Origin of the sequence: Pseudomonas putida, from assembly GCF_028682455.1 — a bacterium.
Classification (GTDB): domain Bacteria; phylum Pseudomonadota; class Gammaproteobacteria; order Pseudomonadales; family Pseudomonadaceae; genus Aquipseudomonas; species Aquipseudomonas putida_AA.
The window spans coordinates 196514-214545 of sequence record NZ_JANHLD010000003.1 but is presented as its reverse complement, the minus strand read 5'-3'; the positions used below and the strand labels follow the sequence as shown (position 1 = coordinate 214545).

The 18032-nt window shown below is 61.6% G+C and carries 17 protein-coding genes; 10 read left to right on the top strand and 7 right to left on the bottom strand.

Annotation, left to right across the window (positions count from 1 at the left end; all coding sequences use genetic code 11):
- The first annotated feature begins 48 nt into the window (after nucleotides 1-48).
- Both NPS58_RS18120 and NPS58_RS18115 read left to right on the top strand, forming a co-directional pair.
- Entirely contained in the window at nucleotides 49-1425 is a 1377-nt protein-coding gene (locus tag NPS58_RS18120; protein ID WP_274116718.1) for an L-serine ammonia-lyase, read from the top strand.
- Between the two features lie 408 nt (nucleotides 1426-1833).
- Nucleotides 1834-2937, top strand: a complete 1104-nt coding sequence (locus tag NPS58_RS18115; RefSeq protein ID WP_093378649.1) for a GlxA family transcriptional regulator — start codon at nucleotides 1834-1836, stop codon at nucleotides 2935-2937.
- Nucleotides 2938-3001: 64 nt separating this feature from the next.
- Here the strand turns inward: NPS58_RS18115 and NPS58_RS18110 are convergent, their stop codons facing one another.
- The 5 genes from NPS58_RS18110 to choX all read right to left on the bottom strand — a co-directional run bounded on the left by NPS58_RS18110 (nucleotide 3002) and on the right by choX (nucleotide 6941).
- Complete coding sequence (locus NPS58_RS18110; RefSeq protein WP_274116717.1) at nucleotides 3002-3256, bottom strand: hypothetical protein; 255 nt, start codon at nucleotides 3254-3256, stop codon at nucleotides 3002-3004.
- A gap of 319 nt (nucleotides 3257-3575) precedes the next feature.
- Complete coding sequence (locus NPS58_RS18105) at nucleotides 3576-4040, bottom strand: thioesterase family protein (RefSeq protein WP_274116716.1); 465 nt, start codon at nucleotides 4038-4040, stop codon at nucleotides 3576-3578.
- A gap of 13 nt (nucleotides 4041-4053) precedes the next feature.
- Entirely contained in the window at nucleotides 4054-5019 is a 966-nt protein-coding gene (locus tag NPS58_RS18100; RefSeq protein ID WP_274116715.1) for an L-carnitine dehydrogenase, read from the bottom strand.
- A gap of 15 nt (nucleotides 5020-5034) precedes the next feature.
- The gene (locus tag NPS58_RS18095; protein ID WP_274116714.1) at nucleotides 5035-5919 is read right to left on the bottom strand and encodes a 3-keto-5-aminohexanoate cleavage protein; all 885 of its coding nucleotides are present in this window, start codon (nucleotides 5917-5919) and stop codon (nucleotides 5035-5037) included.
- 77 nt (nucleotides 5920-5996) lie between these two features.
- Entirely contained in the window at nucleotides 5997-6941 is a 945-nt protein-coding gene (choX, locus tag NPS58_RS18090) for a choline ABC transporter substrate-binding protein (RefSeq protein WP_274116713.1), read from the bottom strand.
- A 171-nt stretch (nucleotides 6942-7112) separates the two neighbouring features.
- Here choX and NPS58_RS18085 point away from each other — a divergent pair, with 171 nt between their 5' ends.
- The 3 genes from NPS58_RS18085 to NPS58_RS18075 all read left to right on the top strand — a co-directional run bounded on the left by NPS58_RS18085 (nucleotide 7113) and on the right by NPS58_RS18075 (nucleotide 9353).
- Entirely contained in the window at nucleotides 7113-8060 is a 948-nt protein-coding gene (locus NPS58_RS18085) for a GlxA family transcriptional regulator (RefSeq protein ID WP_274117568.1), read from the top strand.
- Nucleotides 8061-8295: 235 nt separating this feature from the next.
- Nucleotides 8296-8775, top strand: a complete 480-nt coding sequence (locus NPS58_RS18080; RefSeq protein WP_274116712.1) for an Hcp family type VI secretion system effector — start codon at nucleotides 8296-8298, stop codon at nucleotides 8773-8775.
- The gene (locus NPS58_RS18075; RefSeq protein WP_425313083.1) at nucleotides 8763-9353 is read left to right on the top strand and encodes a DUF4225 domain-containing protein; all 591 of its coding nucleotides are present in this window, start codon (nucleotides 8763-8765) and stop codon (nucleotides 9351-9353) included. The genes NPS58_RS18080 and NPS58_RS18075 overlap by 13 nt, the downstream gene beginning before the upstream one ends.
- A 601-nt stretch (nucleotides 9354-9954) precedes the next feature.
- Here NPS58_RS18075 and NPS58_RS18070 read toward each other — a convergent pair.
- Both NPS58_RS18070 and NPS58_RS18065 read right to left on the bottom strand, forming a co-directional pair.
- Nucleotides 9955-10374 carry a DUF3010 family protein gene (locus tag NPS58_RS18070; protein ID WP_274116711.1) on the bottom strand — a complete coding sequence of 140 codons (420 nt, stop codon included), beginning with the start codon at nucleotides 10372-10374 and terminating at the stop codon, nucleotides 9955-9957.
- 19 nt (nucleotides 10375-10393) lie between these two features.
- Entirely contained in the window at nucleotides 10394-10798 is a 405-nt protein-coding gene (locus tag NPS58_RS18065; protein WP_274116710.1) for a lysozyme inhibitor LprI family protein, read from the bottom strand.
- A gap of 301 nt (nucleotides 10799-11099) precedes the next feature.
- Here NPS58_RS18065 and NPS58_RS18060 point away from each other — a divergent pair, with 301 nt between their 5' ends.
- From NPS58_RS18060 to NPS58_RS18040, 5 genes are all read left to right on the top strand, one after another.
- Entirely contained in the window at nucleotides 11100-12077 is a 978-nt protein-coding gene (locus NPS58_RS18060) for a dipeptidase (protein ID WP_274116709.1), read from the top strand.
- 75 nt (nucleotides 12078-12152) lie between these two features.
- Nucleotides 12153-12683: a 4-vinyl reductase gene (locus NPS58_RS18055; RefSeq protein WP_003177589.1), complete on the top strand. Its 531-nt coding sequence runs from the start codon at nucleotides 12153-12155 to the stop codon at nucleotides 12681-12683.
- A gap of 15 nt (nucleotides 12684-12698) precedes the next feature.
- Entirely contained in the window at nucleotides 12699-14759 is a 2061-nt protein-coding gene (dgcA, locus tag NPS58_RS18050; protein WP_274116708.1) for a dimethylglycine demethylation protein DgcA, read from the top strand.
- A gap of 91 nt (nucleotides 14760-14850) precedes the next feature.
- Entirely contained in the window at nucleotides 14851-16800 is a 1950-nt protein-coding gene (gene dgcB, locus NPS58_RS18045; RefSeq protein ID WP_274116707.1) for a dimethylglycine demethylation protein DgcB, read from the top strand.
- Complete coding sequence (locus tag NPS58_RS18040; protein WP_274116706.1) at nucleotides 16800-18023, top strand: electron transfer flavoprotein subunit alpha/FixB family protein; 1224 nt, start codon at nucleotides 16800-16802, stop codon at nucleotides 18021-18023. Before dgcB ends, NPS58_RS18040 begins: the two co-directional genes overlap by 1 nt.
- The last annotated feature ends 9 nt before the right edge of the window (nucleotides 18024-18032 follow it).

Genomic DNA, 18032 nt, shown 5'->3' with positions numbered 1-18032 from the left:
CGTCCTTGGCTTGGGCCGGGGCGGCTGCTCAATCAGGAGGTAGGTGGCATGGCCATCAGTGTGTTCGACCTGTTCAAGATCGGCGTCGGCCCTTCCAGTTCCCATACCGTCGGCCCGATGCGCGCCGCGGCGCTGTTCGTCCAGGGCCTGCGCGAACGCAACGAGCTCGAGCAGGTGCGGCACATCGAAGTGCGCCTGTATGGCTCGTTGTCGGCCACCGGCATCGGGCATGGCAGCGACAACGCGGTCATCATGGGCCTGATGGGCGAATGGCCGGATGCCATCGACCCGTCACAGATCGGCCAGCGCATCGCCACCTTGCGTGAGACAGACACCTTGCTGCTCGACGGTCGGCTCGAGGTCGGTTTTGTCTGGGCACGCGACATGCTGTTGCTCGACGAGAACCTTCCCTACCACCCCAACGCCATGACCCTGATCGCCGAAGGCGCATCGGGCGAGCTGCATCGCGACACCTACTACTCGGTCGGGGGCGGTTTTGTGGTCGATGCCGCCCAGGCTGCCAGCGGCGTGCTGGATGCCGACACCACCGTGCTGCCCTATGACTTCAACAGTGCCGTGGAACTGCTGGAGCTGTGCAAGCAAAACGACCTGCGCGTGTCGCAATTGATGTTGGAAAACGAAAAGGTCTGGCGCAGCGAAGCGGAAATTCGCGCCGGCCTGTTGAAGCTGTGGCACGCGATGCAGGCCTGTGTCGAAAATGGCTTGAAGTACGAAGGCGTTCTGCCCGGCGGGCTGAATGTGAAACGTCGCGCAGCCAAACTGCACCGCAGCCTGCAGGAGTTGAACAAGCCCAACGTGATCGGCTCGACCCTGAGCGCCATGGAGTGGGTCAATCTCTATGCCCTGGCGGTGAACGAGGAAAACGCCGCTGGCGGGCGCATGGTGACTGCACCCACCAACGGCGCGGCGGGGATCATCCCTGCGGTGCTGCACTACTACATGCGCTTCAGCGATGAAGTCAGCGAAGAGAACGTGGTCGACTTCTTCCTCGGCGCCGCGGCCGTGGGCATTTTGTGCAAAAAGAATGCATCGATCTCCGGTGCCGAGGTCGGTTGCCAGGGTGAGGTCGGTTCAGCCTGCGCCATGGCGGCGGCCGGACTTGCCGAAGTGCTGGGCGCAACCCCGGCGCAGCTGGAGAACGCGGCCGAAATCGGCCTGGAGCACAACCTGGGATTGACCTGCGATCCGGTGGGCGGGTTGGTGCAGGTGCCGTGCATCGAGCGCAATGCCATTGCCGCGGTCAAGGCGATCAATGCCGCGCAGATGGCCCTGCGCGGGGACGGCGAGCACTTCATCTCCCTCGACCGGGTCATTCGCACCATGCGCGATACCGGCGCCGACATGCACGACAAGTACAAGGAAACCTCACGCGGAGGCCTGGCGGTCAGCGCCATCGAGTGTTGAGTGCGGTGCAGGCGCTGCGCTTTTTTCGTACATGAGCGGCATGCGCGCCACCTTTTGGCGCGCGGCCCGGCCCCTTGGCTTTAAACGTCCTGTTACCTCCCTCCCTGGTGCTTGGGTGACATTTGTCACATGTCGTTTCTGAGCATCCTTCCCACAAGTGCTACCGAATTGCTCATTTTTCCTACACGGCGGCCTAGCCCGGTGGTTTGCGTTTGCGTCCGGGTATTTGAGCAGGTGCCATATAGACGCTGCGCGACGTCGTTTTTGGGTTTTATTGAATAGCCATTCAATTTCAGGCATGGCATTTGCGTTGTGATTGGCAAAGCCCCTGCATTCGAATCGGGGCCGTGACAAAAAAAGCCCGTGCCTGCCTGAGGCGCACCCTGCATTGTGTGAGGAGATACCGCGATGACGTCGTACAACTCCGGGACCCCAACCCAGAACCGCACACCTCAATCCATCGGCTTCCTGCTGCTGGACAACTTCACTCTCATCTCCCTGGCGTCTGCGGTCGAGCCGCTGCGCATGGCCAACCAGTTGTCTGGCCGTGAACTGTATCGCTGGAGCACCTTGAGTGTGGATGGCGGTCAGGTATGGGCCAGCGACGGCTTGCAGATCACCCCGGACGCGGCCATGCACAAGGCGCCGGCGATGGACACCGTGATTGTCTGCGGCGGTATCGGTATCCAACGCACCGTCACCCGCGAGCACGTGACCTGGCTGCAGAGCCAGGCCCGCCAGTCGCGCCGTCTGGGTGCGGTGTGCACAGGCAGCTGGGCGCTGGCCTGCGCCGGGCTGCTCGATGGATTCGACTGCAGCGTGCACTGGGAGTGCCTGGCAGCCATGCAGGAAGCCTTCCCGCGGGTGAGCATGAGCACCCGCTTGTTCACCCTCGACCGTAACCGCTTCACCAGCTCCGGTGGCACCGCGCCGCTGGACATGATGCTGCACCTGATCAGCCGCGATCATGGCCGCGAACTGTCGGCGGCGATCTCCGAGATGTTCGTCTACGAGCGCATCCGCAACGAGCAGGATCACCAGCGCGTGCCGCTCAAGCACATGCTTGGCACCAACCAGCCCAAGCTTCAGGAAATCGTCGCGCTGATGGAAGCCAACCTGGAGGAGCCGATCGACCTGGACGAACTGGCTGTGTATGTATCGGTGTCGCGTCGCCAGCTGGAGCGCCTGTTCCAGAAGTACCTGCACTGCTCGCCGTCGCGCTACTACCTCAAGCTGCGCCTGATCCGTGCCCGGCAGTTGCTCAAGCAGACGCCGATGTCGATCATCGAAGTGGCGTCGGTGTGTGGGTTTGTCTCCACGCCACACTTCTCCAAGTGCTACCGCGAGTATTTCGGCATTCCGCCGCGTGACGAGCGGGTAGGGTCCAATACCGCGCAGCAGGTGGCGATGATGCCGATTCCGCAGGCGCTGGTGCTGTCGCCGCTGGCGGGGCCGATGTCGGCGTTGAGCCAGGCGCGCAACGAGTCGACGTTTGCCAGTGTGAGGCTTTAAGGGCGCTGATCGCGGGGCAAGCCCGCTCCTACCGGTGTAGGAGCGGGCTTGCCCCGCGATGCTTCTAACGATTTTTAAACTGCGCCAACGCCGGCAACAACTGCTTTTCGATCGCCTGGCGCACCGCCGGCAGAATCGTCGCGTTACCGGTGTACATCTGTTCCACCATCCCCTTCAGGGCCTTGGCCCGCGGCTCGCTCAAACCCCGTACCGCACACTCGCAGGCCTGTTCGGCACTGGCGTCGGCCGGCATCTCGAACCCTAGCGCGCGCAGCTGGCCCAGCAGGTCGTCCTGATCAATCAAATCCGCATGCATCATGGTTGTTGTCCCTTTTTTGCAGGTGTGATCGTGAGTCGATTCTGTGGGCGTGGGGGGACCGCGGCAAGGGCAGAATGTCGCAATGGCCGCATTGGCTATGAACAGGTCGTTTTCGGCTAAATCGACAGGGCGAGGAGGCGGCACACTGGGGCCATGCACAGTTACAGGAAGGTTTGGTCACCTCCCGCTTCGCGCATGCAGATGCTCTTGCTTGACCCCGGTTGCGTCACGGCTTACCGGGGTTTTTTTATGGGTGGGAAAGGCTTGCCTCGCGATAGCGGCAGGTTTGATGCACCGCTATCGCGGGGCCAGCCTGCTCCTACAGTCCGATCACTCGGCCAACGAACTGCGCTGCCGGCAGGTCTTGTTGCTCATCCACGATGCCTTGCAACCGCTGCGCAACTTCTGGCGCGAAGGGGGCAGAGCGGGGACCGGCCAGGTCCACATGCAAAAGCATCTGTTCACTGGCCGCCAAGGCTTCGTCGAAACCCTCACGGTGCAGGCTGTGATACAGGTGCAGGCGCTTGCGATCGAAGCCGATCACCTGGCTTTGCACCCACACCTGCGTGCCCAGCTTCACTTCGTGCAGGTAGTTCAGGTGGCACTCCAGGGTGAACAGCGAGTGCCCGCTGGCGCTGCGGTTGTCGCTGTCCAGGCCGATGCGGTCCATGAAGGCATCGGTGGCATAGCTGAAGATCAACAGGTAGAAGGCATCGCGCAGATGCCCGTTGTAGTCGACCCAGTCCGCCTGGACTGGAGTCTGGTAGGTGATCAAGGCGGGCATCACAACTCTCCGGTCAGTCGCTGAAGGCCATGCCATGCTTGGCCTTGGTGGTCTTGACCGCATCCAGCACGGCCAGCAGGCAGTCATCACGATAGCGCTCCAGCGCGCTGATACTGCGTTCGCCCAGTTGCTCGCTGGTGCCTTCGACCACAGCATCGATCAGGCCTTCGGTGAGCGCCGGTGCCGGCAGGTAGGTCCAGGGCAATTGCAGTGCCGGGCCGAACTGGGCCATGAAGTGGCGCATGCCGGCATCGCCACCGGCCAGGGTATAGGTCAGGAAGGTACCCATGAACGACCAGCGCAGGCCTGCGCCAAAACGAATGGCGTCGTCGATTTCGCCGGTGGTGGCCACGCCGTCATTGACCAGGTGCAGGGCTTCGCGCCACAGCGCTTCGAGCAGGCGGTCGGCGATAAAGCCCGGGACTTCCTTGCGTACATGCAAGGGGCGCATGCCGAGGCGGGTGTAGACGGTTTTCGCCGCCTCGATGGCCTCGGGCGCGGTCTTGTTGCCGCCGACGATTTCGACCAGCGGCAACAGGTACACAGGGTTGAAGGGATGACCGACCACGCAGCGCTCAGGATGGGTCGAGGACTCATAGAACTCGCTGGGTAACAGCCCCGAGGTGCTGGAGCCGATCAGGGCATCGGGCTTGGCCGCGGCGCTGATCTTGCTGTGCAGGTCGAGTTTCAGGTCCAGGCGCTCAGGCGCGCTTTCCTGGATGAAGTCGGCATCCCGTACGCACTCCTCGATAGTGTCGACAAAGCGCAGGCGCTCTTGCGCGGCACCCGGTGCCAGGCCCTGTTTCTCCAGGGCGGGCCAGGCATTGGCGATGCGTTTGCGCAGCGCCGCCTCGGCGCCGGGCGCCGGGTCCCAGGCCACCACGTCCAGCCCGTTGGCCAGGGCACGGGCGACCCAGCCGCTGCCAATCACACCGCTGCCCAGGGCTGCGAACGTCTTGATCTCGGTGATAAAGCTCATCGTGTTCTCCAGTGTTCAGCGACGGGTCAGGTTCATTTTTGCGCGACCTTCGGCAGGGCTGAGTACCCGTGCGCCGAGGCGGCTGAGGATCTCGCTGGCGCGCTCCACCAACTGGCCGTTGCTGGCCAGTACGCCTTTGTCCAGGTACAGGTTGTCTTCCAGGCCCACCCGCACGTTGCCACCCAGCAGCACCGCCTGCGCGGCCATGGGCATCTGCATGCGGCCGATACCGAAGCCTGCCCAGGTGACGCCTGCCGGCAGGTTGTCGACCATGGCCTTCATGGTGGTGGTGTCGGCCGGCGCGCCCCATGGAATGCCCAGGCACAACTGGAACAACGGGTCGTCGAGCAGGCCTTCTTTGATCATTTGCTTGGCGAACCACAAGTGGCCGGTGTCGAAGATCTCAAGTTCGGCTTTGACGCCCAGTTCGGTGATGCGCTTGGCGCCGGCGCGCAGCTGCGCAGGGGTCGAGACGTAGATGCTGTTGCCGTCGCCAAAATTGAGGGTGCCGCAGTCCAGGGTGCAGATTTCCGGCAGCAGCGCCTCGACGTGGGCCAGGCGCTCCAGCGGGCCGATCAGGTCAGTGCCGGCACCGAACTCCAGCGGCGTTTCGCCCGGGCCGATCTCCAGGTCGCCGCCCATGCCGGCGGTAAGGTTGACGATGATGTCCACGTCCGACTCGCGGATGCGCTCCATCACTTCGCGGTACAGCGCCACATCACGACTGAAGCGGCCGGTCTGTGGGTCGCGCACATGACAATGGACAACCGTGGCACCGGCTTTGGCGGCTTCGACCGCCGCTGCCGCGATCTGCTTGGGGGTAACCGGCACCAGGTGGCTCTTGCTGGCGGTGTCGCCAGCACCGGTGAGGGCGCAAGTGATGATGACGTCATGGTTCATGGCGGGGTTCCTTGGTCGGGGCTTTTGGCGGGCAAGCCACTCCCTGCAGGAGCGGTCTTGCCCCGCGATGAGGCCTGTCAGTTGGCAGTGAGCTGAAGGTTGTCGGCAGCCGGCTTGCCGTCAAAGGTGGTCACGCCCTCGAGCCAGCGCTTCTGGTCCTCGGGGTGATCCTTGAGCCACTGGCGGGCGGAGGCCAGGGCGTCTTTGTGTTCGAGCAGCGGCTGCATCATGCGGCTCTCGTCTTCGGCGCTGAAGGTCAGGTTGGTCAGCAGCCTGTTTACGTTCGGGCAACGCTCGGCGTAATCCGGGGCGGTGACGGTCCACACCGTGGCGCGGCCTTCATCCGGGCCCAGGGCGTCTTCGCTGCCGCTCAGGTAGGCCATCTCGATGTTCACGTTCATCGGGTGCGGCGCCCAACCGAAGAACACCACCGCCTCCTTGCGCCGCACTGCGCGGTCGACGGCGGCGAGCATGCCGGCCTCGCTGGATTCGACCAGCTGGAACTTGCCCAGGCCGAACTGGTTCTTGCTGATCATCGCCTTGATCTGGGTGTTGGCGCCCGAGCCTGGCTCGATGCCGTAGATCTTGCCGCCCAGCTCCTTCTCGAACCTGGCGATGTCGGCGAAGGTCTTCAGGCCCTTGTCGGCCAGGTACTTGGGTACTGCGAGCGTGGCACGGGCATCGTCGAGGCTCGGCTGGTCGAGCACCTTGACCTGCTTCTGCTGGATGAAGGGGGTGATGGTCTGGGTCATGATCGGGTTCCAGTAACCCAAGAACATGTCCAGGCGATTGTCGCGAATACCGGCGAAAATGATCTGTTGCGAGGCGCTGGTCTGCTTGGTCTTGTAGCCCAGGCCGTCGAGCAGCACCTGGGTCATGGCGCTGGTGGCCATCACATCGGTCCAGTTGACCACGCCAAGGCGCACATTCTTGCAGGCAGCAGGTTCGGCTGCCCATACGTTGGTGCTGAGGATTGCGGTACCGACGAGCGTCAGCAGGCTACGGCTGATCAATCTGTTCATGGTGGCTCCTCCAACGGCAGTTCTAATTGTTATAAGGGGCGGCCTCTGCGTGCCGTGCTGATCAAACTACGCGCCCGTCACCGGGAAAAATCGCACCCTGGCGACCAGCACTTGCACAGTGGCGACCTGCAGGGTATTAACCGCAGACCCGTGGCCGTCGAGTCGTTCGCTATGCCCCAGGATTTCTACTTTCTGTTGCTCCCCGGTTTTTCCGCCATTGGCTTTATCTCGGCGATCGAACCGCTGCGGGTGGCCAACCGCTTTCGCAGCGGGTTGTACCGCTGGCAGGTTTTGAGCATAGAGGGCGGGGCGGTGCAGGCCAGCAATGGCATGTCGGTCAATGTCGACGGGGCGCTGCAGCCTTTGTCCAAGGGTGCAACCCTGCTGGTGGTGGCCGGGTTCGAGCCGCTGGGCAGTTTCACCCCGGCGCTGCAACACTGGCTGCGCAAGCTCGATCACGACGGCGTGGTGCTCGGTGGTATCGACACCGGCTCCGTCGTACTGGCCGAGGCCGGTTTGCTCGACGGCCACCGGGTGACCCTGCACTGGGAAGCGCTGGAGGCGTTCAAGGAGTCGTATCCGCAACTGCAGGCGACCCAGGAACTGTTCGAGGTGGATCGACGGCGCATCACCTCGGCCGGCGGCACCGCCTCCATCGACCTGATGCTCGACCTGATCGCCCAGGCCCACGGCGCGCCCCTGGCGATCCAGGTGTCGGAGCAATTCGTGCTGGGTCGTATTCGACCACGCCAGGACCACCAGCGCATGCAGATCGCCTCACGCTATGGGATCAGCAACAAGAAGCTGGTCCAGGTGATCGGCGAGATGGAGCGCAACACCGAGCAACCGCTCAGTACCCTGGTGCTGGCCGAACAGGTTCAGGTGACCCGGCGCCAGCTGGAGCGGCTGTTTCGCCTGTACCTGCAAGACACCCCCAGCGGCTTCTACCTGCGCCTGCGCCTGGACAAGGCGCGGCAACTGCTGCGCCAGACCGACATGAGTGTGTTGGAGGTGGGGATTGCCTGCGGTTTCGAGTCGGCGTCCTATTTCACCCGCTGCTATCGCGGGCGTTTCGAGCGCTGCCCGCGCGAAGACCGCAAGCCGCAGGCGCTTTCGTAGTCGCGGTCGTAATTCTTGGTTCACGGCCTTATGCGCGATATTCCGTTTACTGGGCAATGCAAATAGATAAGTAAACACGTCAAGAAGAGATGACTCATCCAATGAATGGGTCAGCTATTTAAGCTATCCGTCCTAAGTTTTAAATGTTCCGCAAGAAGTTTCGGGATTTACCTACAGTGCGCCTTAGGCGCTTGGAATAGGATGCCGAGTACACCAATCAAAAGGAAACGGTTGTATGTCCAGTCATGGCTACATGAAAATTGTTGGCAAGGCTCAAGGTCTTATTTCTGCGGGCTGTTCAACTCAAGCGTCTATTGGTAATAAATGTCAAACAGCGCATGCGGACGAAATTATGGTGCTGTCGTACACTCATAACATGGCCAGTATCGGGAATATTAACAAGTCAACTCACAATCCGGTCACCATTACAAAGAATGTTGATAAATCATCGCCTTTGCTGGCTCAAGCACTATCGAGTAGAGAGGAGCTAAATTGCGTTATAGATTTCTACCGAATTTCTTCTTTTGGCATTCAGGAGAAGTTCTATACGGTTAAAATTTCAGGTGCACTTGTTGTGGATATGACGCTTGATATGCCCCATATTGTTTTACAAAATGATGTTGAACCTCAAGAGCACCTCGCCATTCGATACCGTGATATTACCTGGACTCATCACTTGGCAGGGACCAGTGGGTACAGCTCATGGAGCGAGTAAAAGTGCCGTTAAAGAACAACTGCATACCCAGCAGTTGTGATTACTGGGGGGTGAGCAAGGCGGCTGGTAGCTTGATGAATCAAGCCTGTACGATTGGCGCTCGCCACATTGAAGATGGCACATTGCGAATTCGATTTAATCGAGAAGTCTCTTATTATGCGAAATCCATTGTAAATGACGTTGCGCAAGGAAAAAAAACAGCTGACCAGGCTCTGAAAGCCATAAAGAGCGAACAGAGTAGCTTGCTCAGTCAATCATTGGAGATCGCTCGGAAAGGCGTTGGTACGATTGCAGGCGTGGTGCAATTCGCCGCTGGTGCTGGGATCTGCTATGGCTCAGCTGGCACGCTGTGCGCCTTTGCGGGGGCACCTCTGATGGCTCATGGGGCCAACAATGTGTATGAAAATGGGCGGAACTTGTGGGAAGGTCGTTCAGATACACAAGGGCCTGTCAGGACGGTGTATCAGAAAATCGCCGAAAATATGGGCGGTGGAACTTTCGAAGGAAATATGGCGTATGGTGCTATGGATCTAGGGTTATCTGCCTACGGCATTGGCAGGCTTGTATTAAAACCATGATGCATGGCGACTGTTCAGGTATGTACGGGCTGATTATGTGCGTGGGTACGAAAATACAAGTAAAGGGGCTTTGGCGCTTGGGGCTTTTTCCGATGGAATAACAATAGGTGCTATGTATTTGGAGGCCGGTGAACGTGACGATTAATTCTGTTGCTGTGCAGGTTTTGTATGCTTTAGTGTCTCTAGTGATACTCTTGATTGTTTACGCGATCTCAAGAAGGATTTCAGGTCCTAATCTTACACCTGGAGTTTTTTGGGTATTTTTTACTTTTTTCATGCTGTTGGGTGTGTGCCAGTACAGTGTGGCGGCCAATGGCTATGTGATATTTTATCGGCCTTCCGAACATGTTTTCGGGAATGATTACGTAATAAGGTGGGTCGCTTTTATAAGTGCCATTATTCAGGCGTTTTGCCTTCCTGGCAAAGTAAAGCCGAGGCGCTGGTTTTCACGCAAAGTGAACTCATAGCTGCTCGCACTTCTAACTATCTTCCTAACTCAACCGCCATTCATCCGATCCCTTGGTGGGGGATTGGAATCAATGGCCTGAGTCTTGGGGAAATGCCCGCCTGAGAAGCCTGCAAGGCGATAGGGCGGCGGCGATCAGCGGCGGGTGAGCAGCAGGGCGCAGGCGCTTTTATAGGCTTCGTGCTGGTATTTGTTCATCGAGGCGGGCGGCTCGATGTTGTGCTTCTTGGCCTGGGCGCTGACGGTCTGTGGCGAAACCAGTGCCACTTCGCACGCCTCCAGCAGCTGCAGGAGGCCCTCGATCTTGAAAGTGGTGGGGCCACCGGCGAAGTCGCCTTTCTTGCTGCGTTTCTTTATGGCCAGGTGGGTGATGCCGTGCTCGGTGACAAATTGCCGGGCGTGGCTGGCGAAGGTTTTGACGTTGTCCGCCAGTTCGTTGTCTTCCAGAGCGATCTTTTTCGTCGCCAGGGCCATATGGACCGGGTTCCCGGCCTCCAGCACGACAACGGCCAGCAGGGCTTCACTGCCCTTGATTTCGATTCCGCAGACTTTCATTCATACCTCGGGATAGGGGTTATTGCAGGCCGAGCGATTGCAAGTACTCGGAGCGATCATCGCTGCGCTGGGCCAGGCAGGTGTTCTGGGCGACTTCGAAGGCTGTGCTGCCAGGTTTCTCGGCGTAGGTCTCGACCTTGCAGTCGGCGTCACGCAGCTGTTGCCACACGGCCTCGGCGTCACGCAGGCGCTTGCTCAACTCGGCAATCTGCGTCGGCTGGCCGCTGTATTGCTCCTTGATGCGATCGAGCTGGTCGTTGAAGGCGGCAGTCAGTTCACGTTCGGCGCTCTGGCGGCTGTACAGGGCGCATTCATAGGCCTGCGGGTCGGTTTCCACGTTGTCGCACGGTGTGGCGCTCTCGTCCTCCTGCGCCTGGGCGCCGAATGCCAGCAACACCAGGGCCAGCCCTACCATCGATCTCATCTGCGACATCCTCCAAAGCCTGCAAAAACATGGGCGCCGATTCTCGCTCAGCGCCTGGGCAAAGAACAGGGTAGCCGCTGGCGCTATAAAAAAGCGTGCGGCGTAGATGAACATTTATTCACCGATGGAACTAGCAAAGCGCCGCTGCCCAGGCTTTCGCCCAGCCTTTGTCGCGCTTTGACGCTTTCGGTAATTCCCCTGTCGTTTTTGCATCTTAGCGACCTGTCGCCTAGGCATATGCTGGTCCCAAAGCGCCGGCAGACGATTCGGCGCAGGTAACGCCAATAAAGGGGACAGCCTGATGAGCCCAGCCGAATTACACGCCGACAGCATCGTTATCGACGGGCTGATCATTGCCAAATGGAACCGCGAGCTGTTCGAGGACATGCGCAAGGGCGGGCTGACCGCTGCCAACTGCACGGTGTCGGTCTGGGAGGGCTTCCAGGCCACGGTCAACAACATCGCCGCCAGCCAGAAGCTGATCCGCGAGAACGGCGACCTGGTCATGCCGGTACGCACCACCGCCGACATCCGCAAGGCCAAGGAGCTGGGCAAGACCGGCATCCTGTTCGGCTTCCAGAACGCCCACGCTTTCGAGGACCAGATCGGCTATGTAGACGTGTTCAAGCAGCTGGGCGTGGGCATCGTGCAGATGTGCTACAACACCCAGAACCTGGTGGGCACCGGCTGCTACGAGCGCGATGGCGGCCTGTCGGGTTTCGGTCGCGAGATCGTCGCCGAGATGAACCGTGTAGGCATCATGTGCGACCTCTCCCATGTCGGTTCCAAGACCTCGGAAGAAGTCATCCTCGAATCGAAAAAGCCGGTGTGCTACTCCCACTGCCTGCCCTCCGGGCTCAAGCAGCACCCGCGCAACAAGTCTGACGAGGAACTCAAGTTCATTGCCGACCACGGCGGTTTCGTCGGCGTGACCATGTTTGCGCCGTTCCTGGCCAAGGGCATCGACTCGACCATCGACGACTACGCCGAAGCCATCGAATACACCATGAACATCGTCGGCGAAGACGCTATCGGTATCGGCACCGACTTCACCCAGGGCCATGGCCAGGACTTCTTCGAGTACCTGACCCACGACAAGGGCTACGCCCGGCGCCTGACCAACTTCGGCAAGATCATCAACCCGCTGGGCATCCGCACCGTGGGCGAGTTCCCCAACCTCACCGAGACCCTGCTCAAGCGCGGCCATTCCGAGCGCGTGGTGCGCAAGATCATGGGCGAGAACTGGGTGAACATCCTCGGTGAAGTCTGGGGCGAATAAGCCGCCAGTCACTGTCTTTCGACCCCTGCCACAGGCGCAGGGGCAGCCAATCCTATTTTCTGGAGTTGAGTTTCCATGGCCAAGATCGCCCCGCAATTGCCTATCGAAGTCGACAGCGAAACCGGTGTATGGACCAGCGATGCCCTGCCGATGCTGTACGTGCCAAGGCATTTTTTCGTCAACAACCACATGGGCATCGAGGAAGTGCTGGGCGCAGACGCCTACGCCGAGATCCTCTACAAGGCCGGCTACAAGTCTGCCTGGCATTGGTGCGAAAAAGAGGCTGAATGCCACGGCCTGGAAGGTGTGGCGGTGTTCGAGCACTACATGAAGCGCCTGTCGCAGCGGGGCTGGGGCTTGTTCAAGATCCAGGACATCGACCTGGACAAGGGCACTGCCAGCGTCAAGCTCGAGCACTCGGCCTTCGTCTATGTGTACGGCAAGGTCGGGCGCAAGGTCGACTACATGTTCACCGGCTGGTTCGCCGGGGCCATGGATCAGATCCTGGCAGCGCGCGGCAGCAAGATTCGCACGGTCGCCGAGCAAGTCTACGGCGGTTCGGAAGAAGGCCACGACGACGGCCTGTTCATCGTCAAGCCGTTGTAAGTCGAGGATCCCGCCATGGCTTTCGAAGCAATGTTCCAGCCGATCCAGATCGGCAAACTGACCATCCGCAACCGGGTCCTGAGCACCGCGCACGCCGAGGTCTACGCCACCGATGGCGGCATGACCACCGCCCGCTATGTGAAGTACTACGAAGAGAAAGCCAAGGGCGGTATCGGCCTTGCCATCTGCGGGGGGTCCTCGGTGGTGGCCATCGACAGCCCGCAGGAGTGGTGGGCGTCGGTGAACCTGTCCACCGACCGCATCATTCCGCACTTCCAGAACCTGGCCGATGCCATGCACAAGCATGGTGCCAAGATCATGATCCAGATTACCCACATGGGCCGTCGATCGCGCTGGGACGGCTTCAACTGGCCCACCCTGATGTCGCCTTCGGGCATCCGCGAACCCGTGCACCGCGCCACCTGCAAGACCATCGAGCCGGAGGAGATCTGGCGGGTGATCGGCAACTACGCGCAAGCGGCGCGCCGGGCCAAGGAGGGCGGCCTGGACGGTGTCGAGCTGTCGGCTGTGCACCAGCACATGATCGACCAGTTCTGGAGCCCGCGGGTCAACAAGCGTACCGACGAATGGGGCGGCAGCTTTGAAGGGCGCATGAAGTTCGGCCTGGAAGTGCTCAAGGCCGTGCGTGCCGAGGTTGGCCCGGATTTCTGCGTGGGCATGCGTATCTGTGGTGACGAATTCCACCCCGATGGCCTGAGCCACGAGGACATGAAGGAAATCGCCAAGTACTACGACGCCACCGGCATGCTCGATTTCTTCGGCGTGATCGGCTCGGGCTGCGACACCCACAACACCCTGGCCAACGTTATCCCCAACATGAGTTATCCACCGGAGCCGTTCCTGCACCTGGCCGCCGGTATCAAGGAAGTGGTCAAGGTACCGGTGCTGCACGCACAGAACATCAAGGACCCGAACCAGGCCACGCGGATCCTTGAGGGCGGCTATGTGGACATGGTCGGCATGACCCGTGCGCACATCGCCGACCCGCACCTGATCGCCAAGATCAAGATGGGCCAGATCGACCAGATCAAGCAGTGCGTGGGTGCCAACTACTGCATCGACCGCCAGTACCAGGGCCTGGATGTTCTGTGTATCCAGAACGCCGCCACCTCACGTGAATACATGGGCGTGCCGCACATCATCGAAAAATCCACCGGGCCCAAGCGCAAGGTGGTGGTGGTCGGCGCCGGCCCTGCGGGCATGGAAGCGGCGCGGGTGGCGGCCGAGCGTGGCCATGACGTCACCCTGTTCGAGAAAAAGGACGCCATCGGCGGGCAGATCACCATCGCCGCCAAGGCCCCGCAACGCGACCAGATCGCCGGCATTACCCGCTGGTACCAGCTGGAACTGGCACGCTTGAAGGTCGATCTGCGTCTGGGCACTGCCGCCGATATCGAAACCATCCAGGACCTGCGCCCGGATGTGATCGTACTGGCCGTGGGCGGGCATCCGTTCCTTGAGCAGAACGAGCACTGGGGCGCGGCCGAAGGCCTGGTGGTCAGTAGCTGGGACGTGCTCGACGGCAAGGTCGCGCCGGGCAAGAACGTGCTGGTGTACGACACCATCTGCGAGTTCACCGGCATGTCGGTGGCCGACTACCTCGCCGACAAGGGCAGCCAGGTCGAGATCGTCACCGACGACATCAAGCCGGGTGTGGCCATAGGAGGTACGTCGTTCCCCACCTACTACCGCAGCATGTACCCCAAGGAAGTGATTATGACCGGCGACCTGATGCTGGAGAAGGTCTACCGCGAGGGCGACAAGCTGGTGGCGGTGCTGGAGAACGAATACACAGGTGCCAAAGAGGAAAGGGTGGTGGACCAGGTGGTGATCGAGAACGGCGTGCGACCGGACGAAGCGCTCTACTACGGGCTCAAGGAAGGTTCGCGCAACAAGGGCCAGATTGACATCGAGGCCCTGTTCGCGATCCAGCCGCAGCCGATTCTCAGCCAGCCGGGCGAGGGCTACCTGCTGTACCGCATCGGCGACTGCGTGGCGCAGCGCAACACCCATGCCGCCATCTACGACGCCTTGCGCCTGTGCAAAGACTTCTGACCTGTGTTGTAGGAGCGGGCTAGCCCCGCGATAGCGGTAGGTCCGATACACCGCCATCGCGGGGCAAGCCCGCTCCTACTGGGAGCTTCCCATGTTGAACACCCTGATCCCCATTTTGTTGTTCGCCGCCCTGGGCCTGGCTGTCCTCGGCGCCTTGCGGCGCATGCGGATGTGGCGCCAAGGCCGGCCGTCGAAAGTCGATCTGCTCGGTGGGCTGCTGGCCATGCCCCGGCGCTACATGGTCGACCTGCACCATGTGGTCGCCCGCGACAAATACATGGCCAATACCCACGTCGCCACAGCCGGTGGTTTTGTCCTGGCGGCGCTGCTGGCGATCCTGGTGCACGGTTTCGGCCTGCACAACAAGATCCTCGGCTATGCCCTGCTGTTCGCCACGGTGTTGATGTTTACCGGGGCGCTGTTCGTCTACAAGCGCCGCCTTGCCCCGCCCTCGCGCCTGTCCAAGGGCCCGTGGATGCGCCTGCCGAAAAGCCTGCTGGTGTTCGCTGCCAGCTTCTTCATCGCCACCTTGCCGGTGGCCGGAATCCTGCCCGAAGGCTTTGGCGGTTGGGTACTGGTTGCGCTGCTGGGGCTCGGGGTGCTCTGGGGTGTGTCCGAGCTGTTCTTTGGCATGACCTGGGGCGGGCCGATGAAGCACGCCTTCGCCGGTGCCTTGCACCTGGCCTGGCACCGGCGCGCCGAGCGCTTTGCGGGTGGCCGCTCCACCGGCCTTAAACCGCTCGACCTGGAAGATCCACAGGCCTTGCTGGGTGTGGAAAAACCCAAGGATTTCACCTGGAACCAGCTGCTCGGTTTCGATGCCTGCGTGCAGTGCGGCAAGTGCGAGGCGGCGTGCCCGGCCTTCGCCGCCGGGCAACCGCTGAACCCGAAAAAGCTCATCCAGGACATGGTCGTCGGCCTGGCCGGCGGCACCGATGCCAAGTTCGCCGGCAGCCCCTACCCGGGCAAACCGATCGGCGAGCACGGCGGCAACCCGCACCAGCCGATCGTCAACGGCCTGGTGGATGCCGAAACCCTCTGGTCATGCACCACCTGTCGCGCGTGCGTGGAGGAGTGCCCGATGATGATCGAGCACGTCGATGCCATCGTCGACATGCGCCGCCACCTGACCCTGGAAAAGGGCGCGACACCGAACAAGGGCGCCGAAGTCCTCGACAACCTCATTGCCACCGACAACCCCGGCGGCTTTGCCCCGGGCGGGCGGATGAACTGGGCGGCGGACCTGAGCCTCAAGTTGCTCAGCGACACCAAGGTCACCGACGTGCTGTTCTGGGTGGGCGATGGTGCCTTCGACATGCGTAACCAGCGCACCCTGCGTGCGTTCGTCAAAGTGCTCAAGGCAGCCCAGGTGGATTTTGCCGTGCTGGGCCTGGAGGAACGAGACAGCGGCGACGTGGCGCGGCGCCTGGGTGATGAAGCGACCTTCCAGCAACTGGCCAGGCGTAATATCCAGACCCTGGCCAAGTACAGCTTCAAGCGCATCGTCACCTGCGATCCGCACAGCTTCCATGTGCTCAAGAACGAGTACGGGGCTTTTGGCGGCGAATACCTTGTGCAGCATCACAGCACCTACATTGCCGAATTGATCGGTGCCGGCGCCTTGAACCTCGGCCAGCACAAGGGCGGCAGCGTGACCTATCACGACCCGTGCTACCTGGGCCGCTACAACGGCGAATACCAGGCGCCCCGCGAGGTGCTGCGCGCCCTGGGTATCGAGGTCAAGGAAATGCAGCGTTCGGGCTTTCGTTCCCGCTGCTGCGGCGGTGGCGGCGGTGCGCCGATCACCGACATCCCCGGCAAGCAGCGGATTCCCGACATGCGCATGGACGACATCCGCGAGACGGGCGCCGAACTGGTTGCCGTGGGTTGTCCACAGTGCACCGCGATGCTCGAAGGCGTGGTCGAACCGCGACCATTGATCAAGGACCTGGCCGAGCTGGTGGCCGATGCCCTGCTCGAAGAGCAGGCGCTTGCGAACAAACCGGCACCGGCAAAGCGTGAACCTGCGGAGGTGCACTGATGAGCGACATTATTCGCCGTGACCCGCGCGCCGAATGGATCGCCCGCAACCGCCTGCACCCGTTGCATGCGGCCATGCAGCAGACCCAGCAGCACAGCTGGATGGGCCCTAACGGCATCGTCCGCAAGAACCCCCACGGAGTCGGCTTTATCGGCCCCAACGGCATCAAGCGCATCGACCGCAGCGGTGTTCAGCAGGGCACCAGCAACAAGCGTACGGCAGCGGTGGCGGTCGAGCTGCCGTTGCACCAGGTGCCCGCGCCGGCGTTCTACATCGCCGTGGTACCCGACATGGTCGGTGGTCGCCTGGGCAGCCACGACCGCGACCTCCTCGGCCTTGCCCACAGCCTGGCCGGCAGTGATGGGGCGGTGCTGGCGGTGATATTCGGCGAGCACAAGGAAAACAACTTTTCCACAGCCGGTGTCGACCGCCTGCTGGTCATCGAAGGCGACGAGTTCGACGGTTATGCGCCGGAGCAACTGGTCCAGGGCCTGCGGGCTGTGGATAACCAGTTCAACCCGCGCCACTGGCTGCTGCCCGACAGCCGCACCGGTGGCGGCGAACTGGGCCGGCGCTTTGCCGCGGCCCTGGGCGAGCGCCCGGCCACGCGGGTGTGGCAGGTCAAGGACGGGCAGTGCAGCGGTCGCGCCGGTGCCGGCCAGCAGGATCTCATTAGCGGCTTGCCCCGCTTGATCCTGGCGGCCGCCGAATGCGCCGAGCCGGTCAGCGAAACCCGGCACGAAGCATTGCCCGAAACGTTATCCACAAGCGTGGCGCGCAGCTTGCCGCGCATCGAAGACCTCGGCCCGGTGGCCGTGGACCCGGCAGCGATTGCCATGGCCGAAGCCGAGTTCATCGTCTCCGGCGGCAACGGCGTCAAGGACTGGGACTTGTTCCACCGCGCAACCATCGCCCTCGGCGCCACCGAGGGTGCCTCGCGGGTGGCGGTGGACGACGGCTTCATGCCGCGTAACCGCCAGGTGGGGGCGACCGGCACCTGGGTCACGGCGCGGGTCTATGTGGCTGTGGGTATCTCTGGGGCCATCCAGCACCTGCAGGGCATCGGCGCCTGCGACAAGGTGGTGGCGATCAACATGGACCCGGGTTGCGACATGATCAAACGTGCCGACCTATCGGTGATCGGCGACAGCGCGGCGATTTTGCAAGCGCTGATCCAGGCTGTGGAAAACTACCGCAACGACGCCAAGCGCGATGCGGCATAAGGGCAGGGG

What these genes read in the sequence shown, in the direction of transcription:
- NPS58_RS18120 (WP_274116718.1), top strand. Translation starts at nt 49, where the DNA reads ATGGCCATCAGTGTGTTCGACCTGTTCAAGATCGGCGTCGGCCCTTCC.
- NPS58_RS18115 (WP_093378649.1), top strand. Translation starts at nt 1,834, where the DNA reads ATGACGTCGTACAACTCCGGGACCCCAACCCAGAACCGCACACCTCAA.
- NPS58_RS18110 (WP_274116717.1), bottom strand. Translation starts at nt 3,256, where the DNA reads ATGATGCATGCGGATTTGATTGATCAGGACGACCTGCTGGGCCAGCTG.
- NPS58_RS18105 (WP_274116716.1), bottom strand. Translation starts at nt 4,040, where the DNA reads ATGCCCGCCTTGATCACCTACCAGACTCCAGTCCAGGCGGACTGGGTC.
- NPS58_RS18100 (WP_274116715.1), bottom strand. Translation starts at nt 5,019, where the DNA reads ATGAGCTTTATCACCGAGATCAAGACGTTCGCAGCCCTGGGCAGCGGT.
- NPS58_RS18095 (WP_274116714.1), bottom strand. Translation starts at nt 5,919, where the DNA reads ATGAACCATGACGTCATCATCACTTGCGCCCTCACCGGTGCTGGCGAC.
- choX (WP_274116713.1), bottom strand. Translation starts at nt 6,941, where the DNA reads ATGAACAGATTGATCAGCCGTAGCCTGCTGACGCTCGTCGGTACCGCA.
- NPS58_RS18085 (WP_274117568.1), top strand. Translation starts at nt 7,113, where the DNA reads ATGCCCCAGGATTTCTACTTTCTGTTGCTCCCCGGTTTTTCCGCCATT.
- NPS58_RS18080 (WP_274116712.1), top strand. Translation starts at nt 8,296, where the DNA reads ATGTCCAGTCATGGCTACATGAAAATTGTTGGCAAGGCTCAAGGTCTT.
- NPS58_RS18075 (WP_425313083.1), top strand. Translation starts at nt 8,763, where the DNA reads ATGGAGCGAGTAAAAGTGCCGTTAAAGAACAACTGCATACCCAGCAGT.
- NPS58_RS18070 (WP_274116711.1), bottom strand. Translation starts at nt 10,374, where the DNA reads ATGAAAGTCTGCGGAATCGAAATCAAGGGCAGTGAAGCCCTGCTGGCC.
- NPS58_RS18065 (WP_274116710.1), bottom strand. Translation starts at nt 10,798, where the DNA reads ATGAGATCGATGGTAGGGCTGGCCCTGGTGTTGCTGGCATTCGGCGCC.
- NPS58_RS18060 (WP_274116709.1), top strand. Translation starts at nt 11,100, where the DNA reads ATGAGCCCAGCCGAATTACACGCCGACAGCATCGTTATCGACGGGCTG.
- NPS58_RS18055 (WP_003177589.1), top strand. Translation starts at nt 12,153, where the DNA reads ATGGCCAAGATCGCCCCGCAATTGCCTATCGAAGTCGACAGCGAAACC.
- dgcA (WP_274116708.1), top strand. Translation starts at nt 12,699, where the DNA reads ATGGCTTTCGAAGCAATGTTCCAGCCGATCCAGATCGGCAAACTGACC.
- dgcB (WP_274116707.1), top strand. Translation starts at nt 14,851, where the DNA reads ATGTTGAACACCCTGATCCCCATTTTGTTGTTCGCCGCCCTGGGCCTG.
- NPS58_RS18040 (WP_274116706.1), top strand. Translation starts at nt 16,800, where the DNA reads ATGAGCGACATTATTCGCCGTGACCCGCGCGCCGAATGGATCGCCCGC.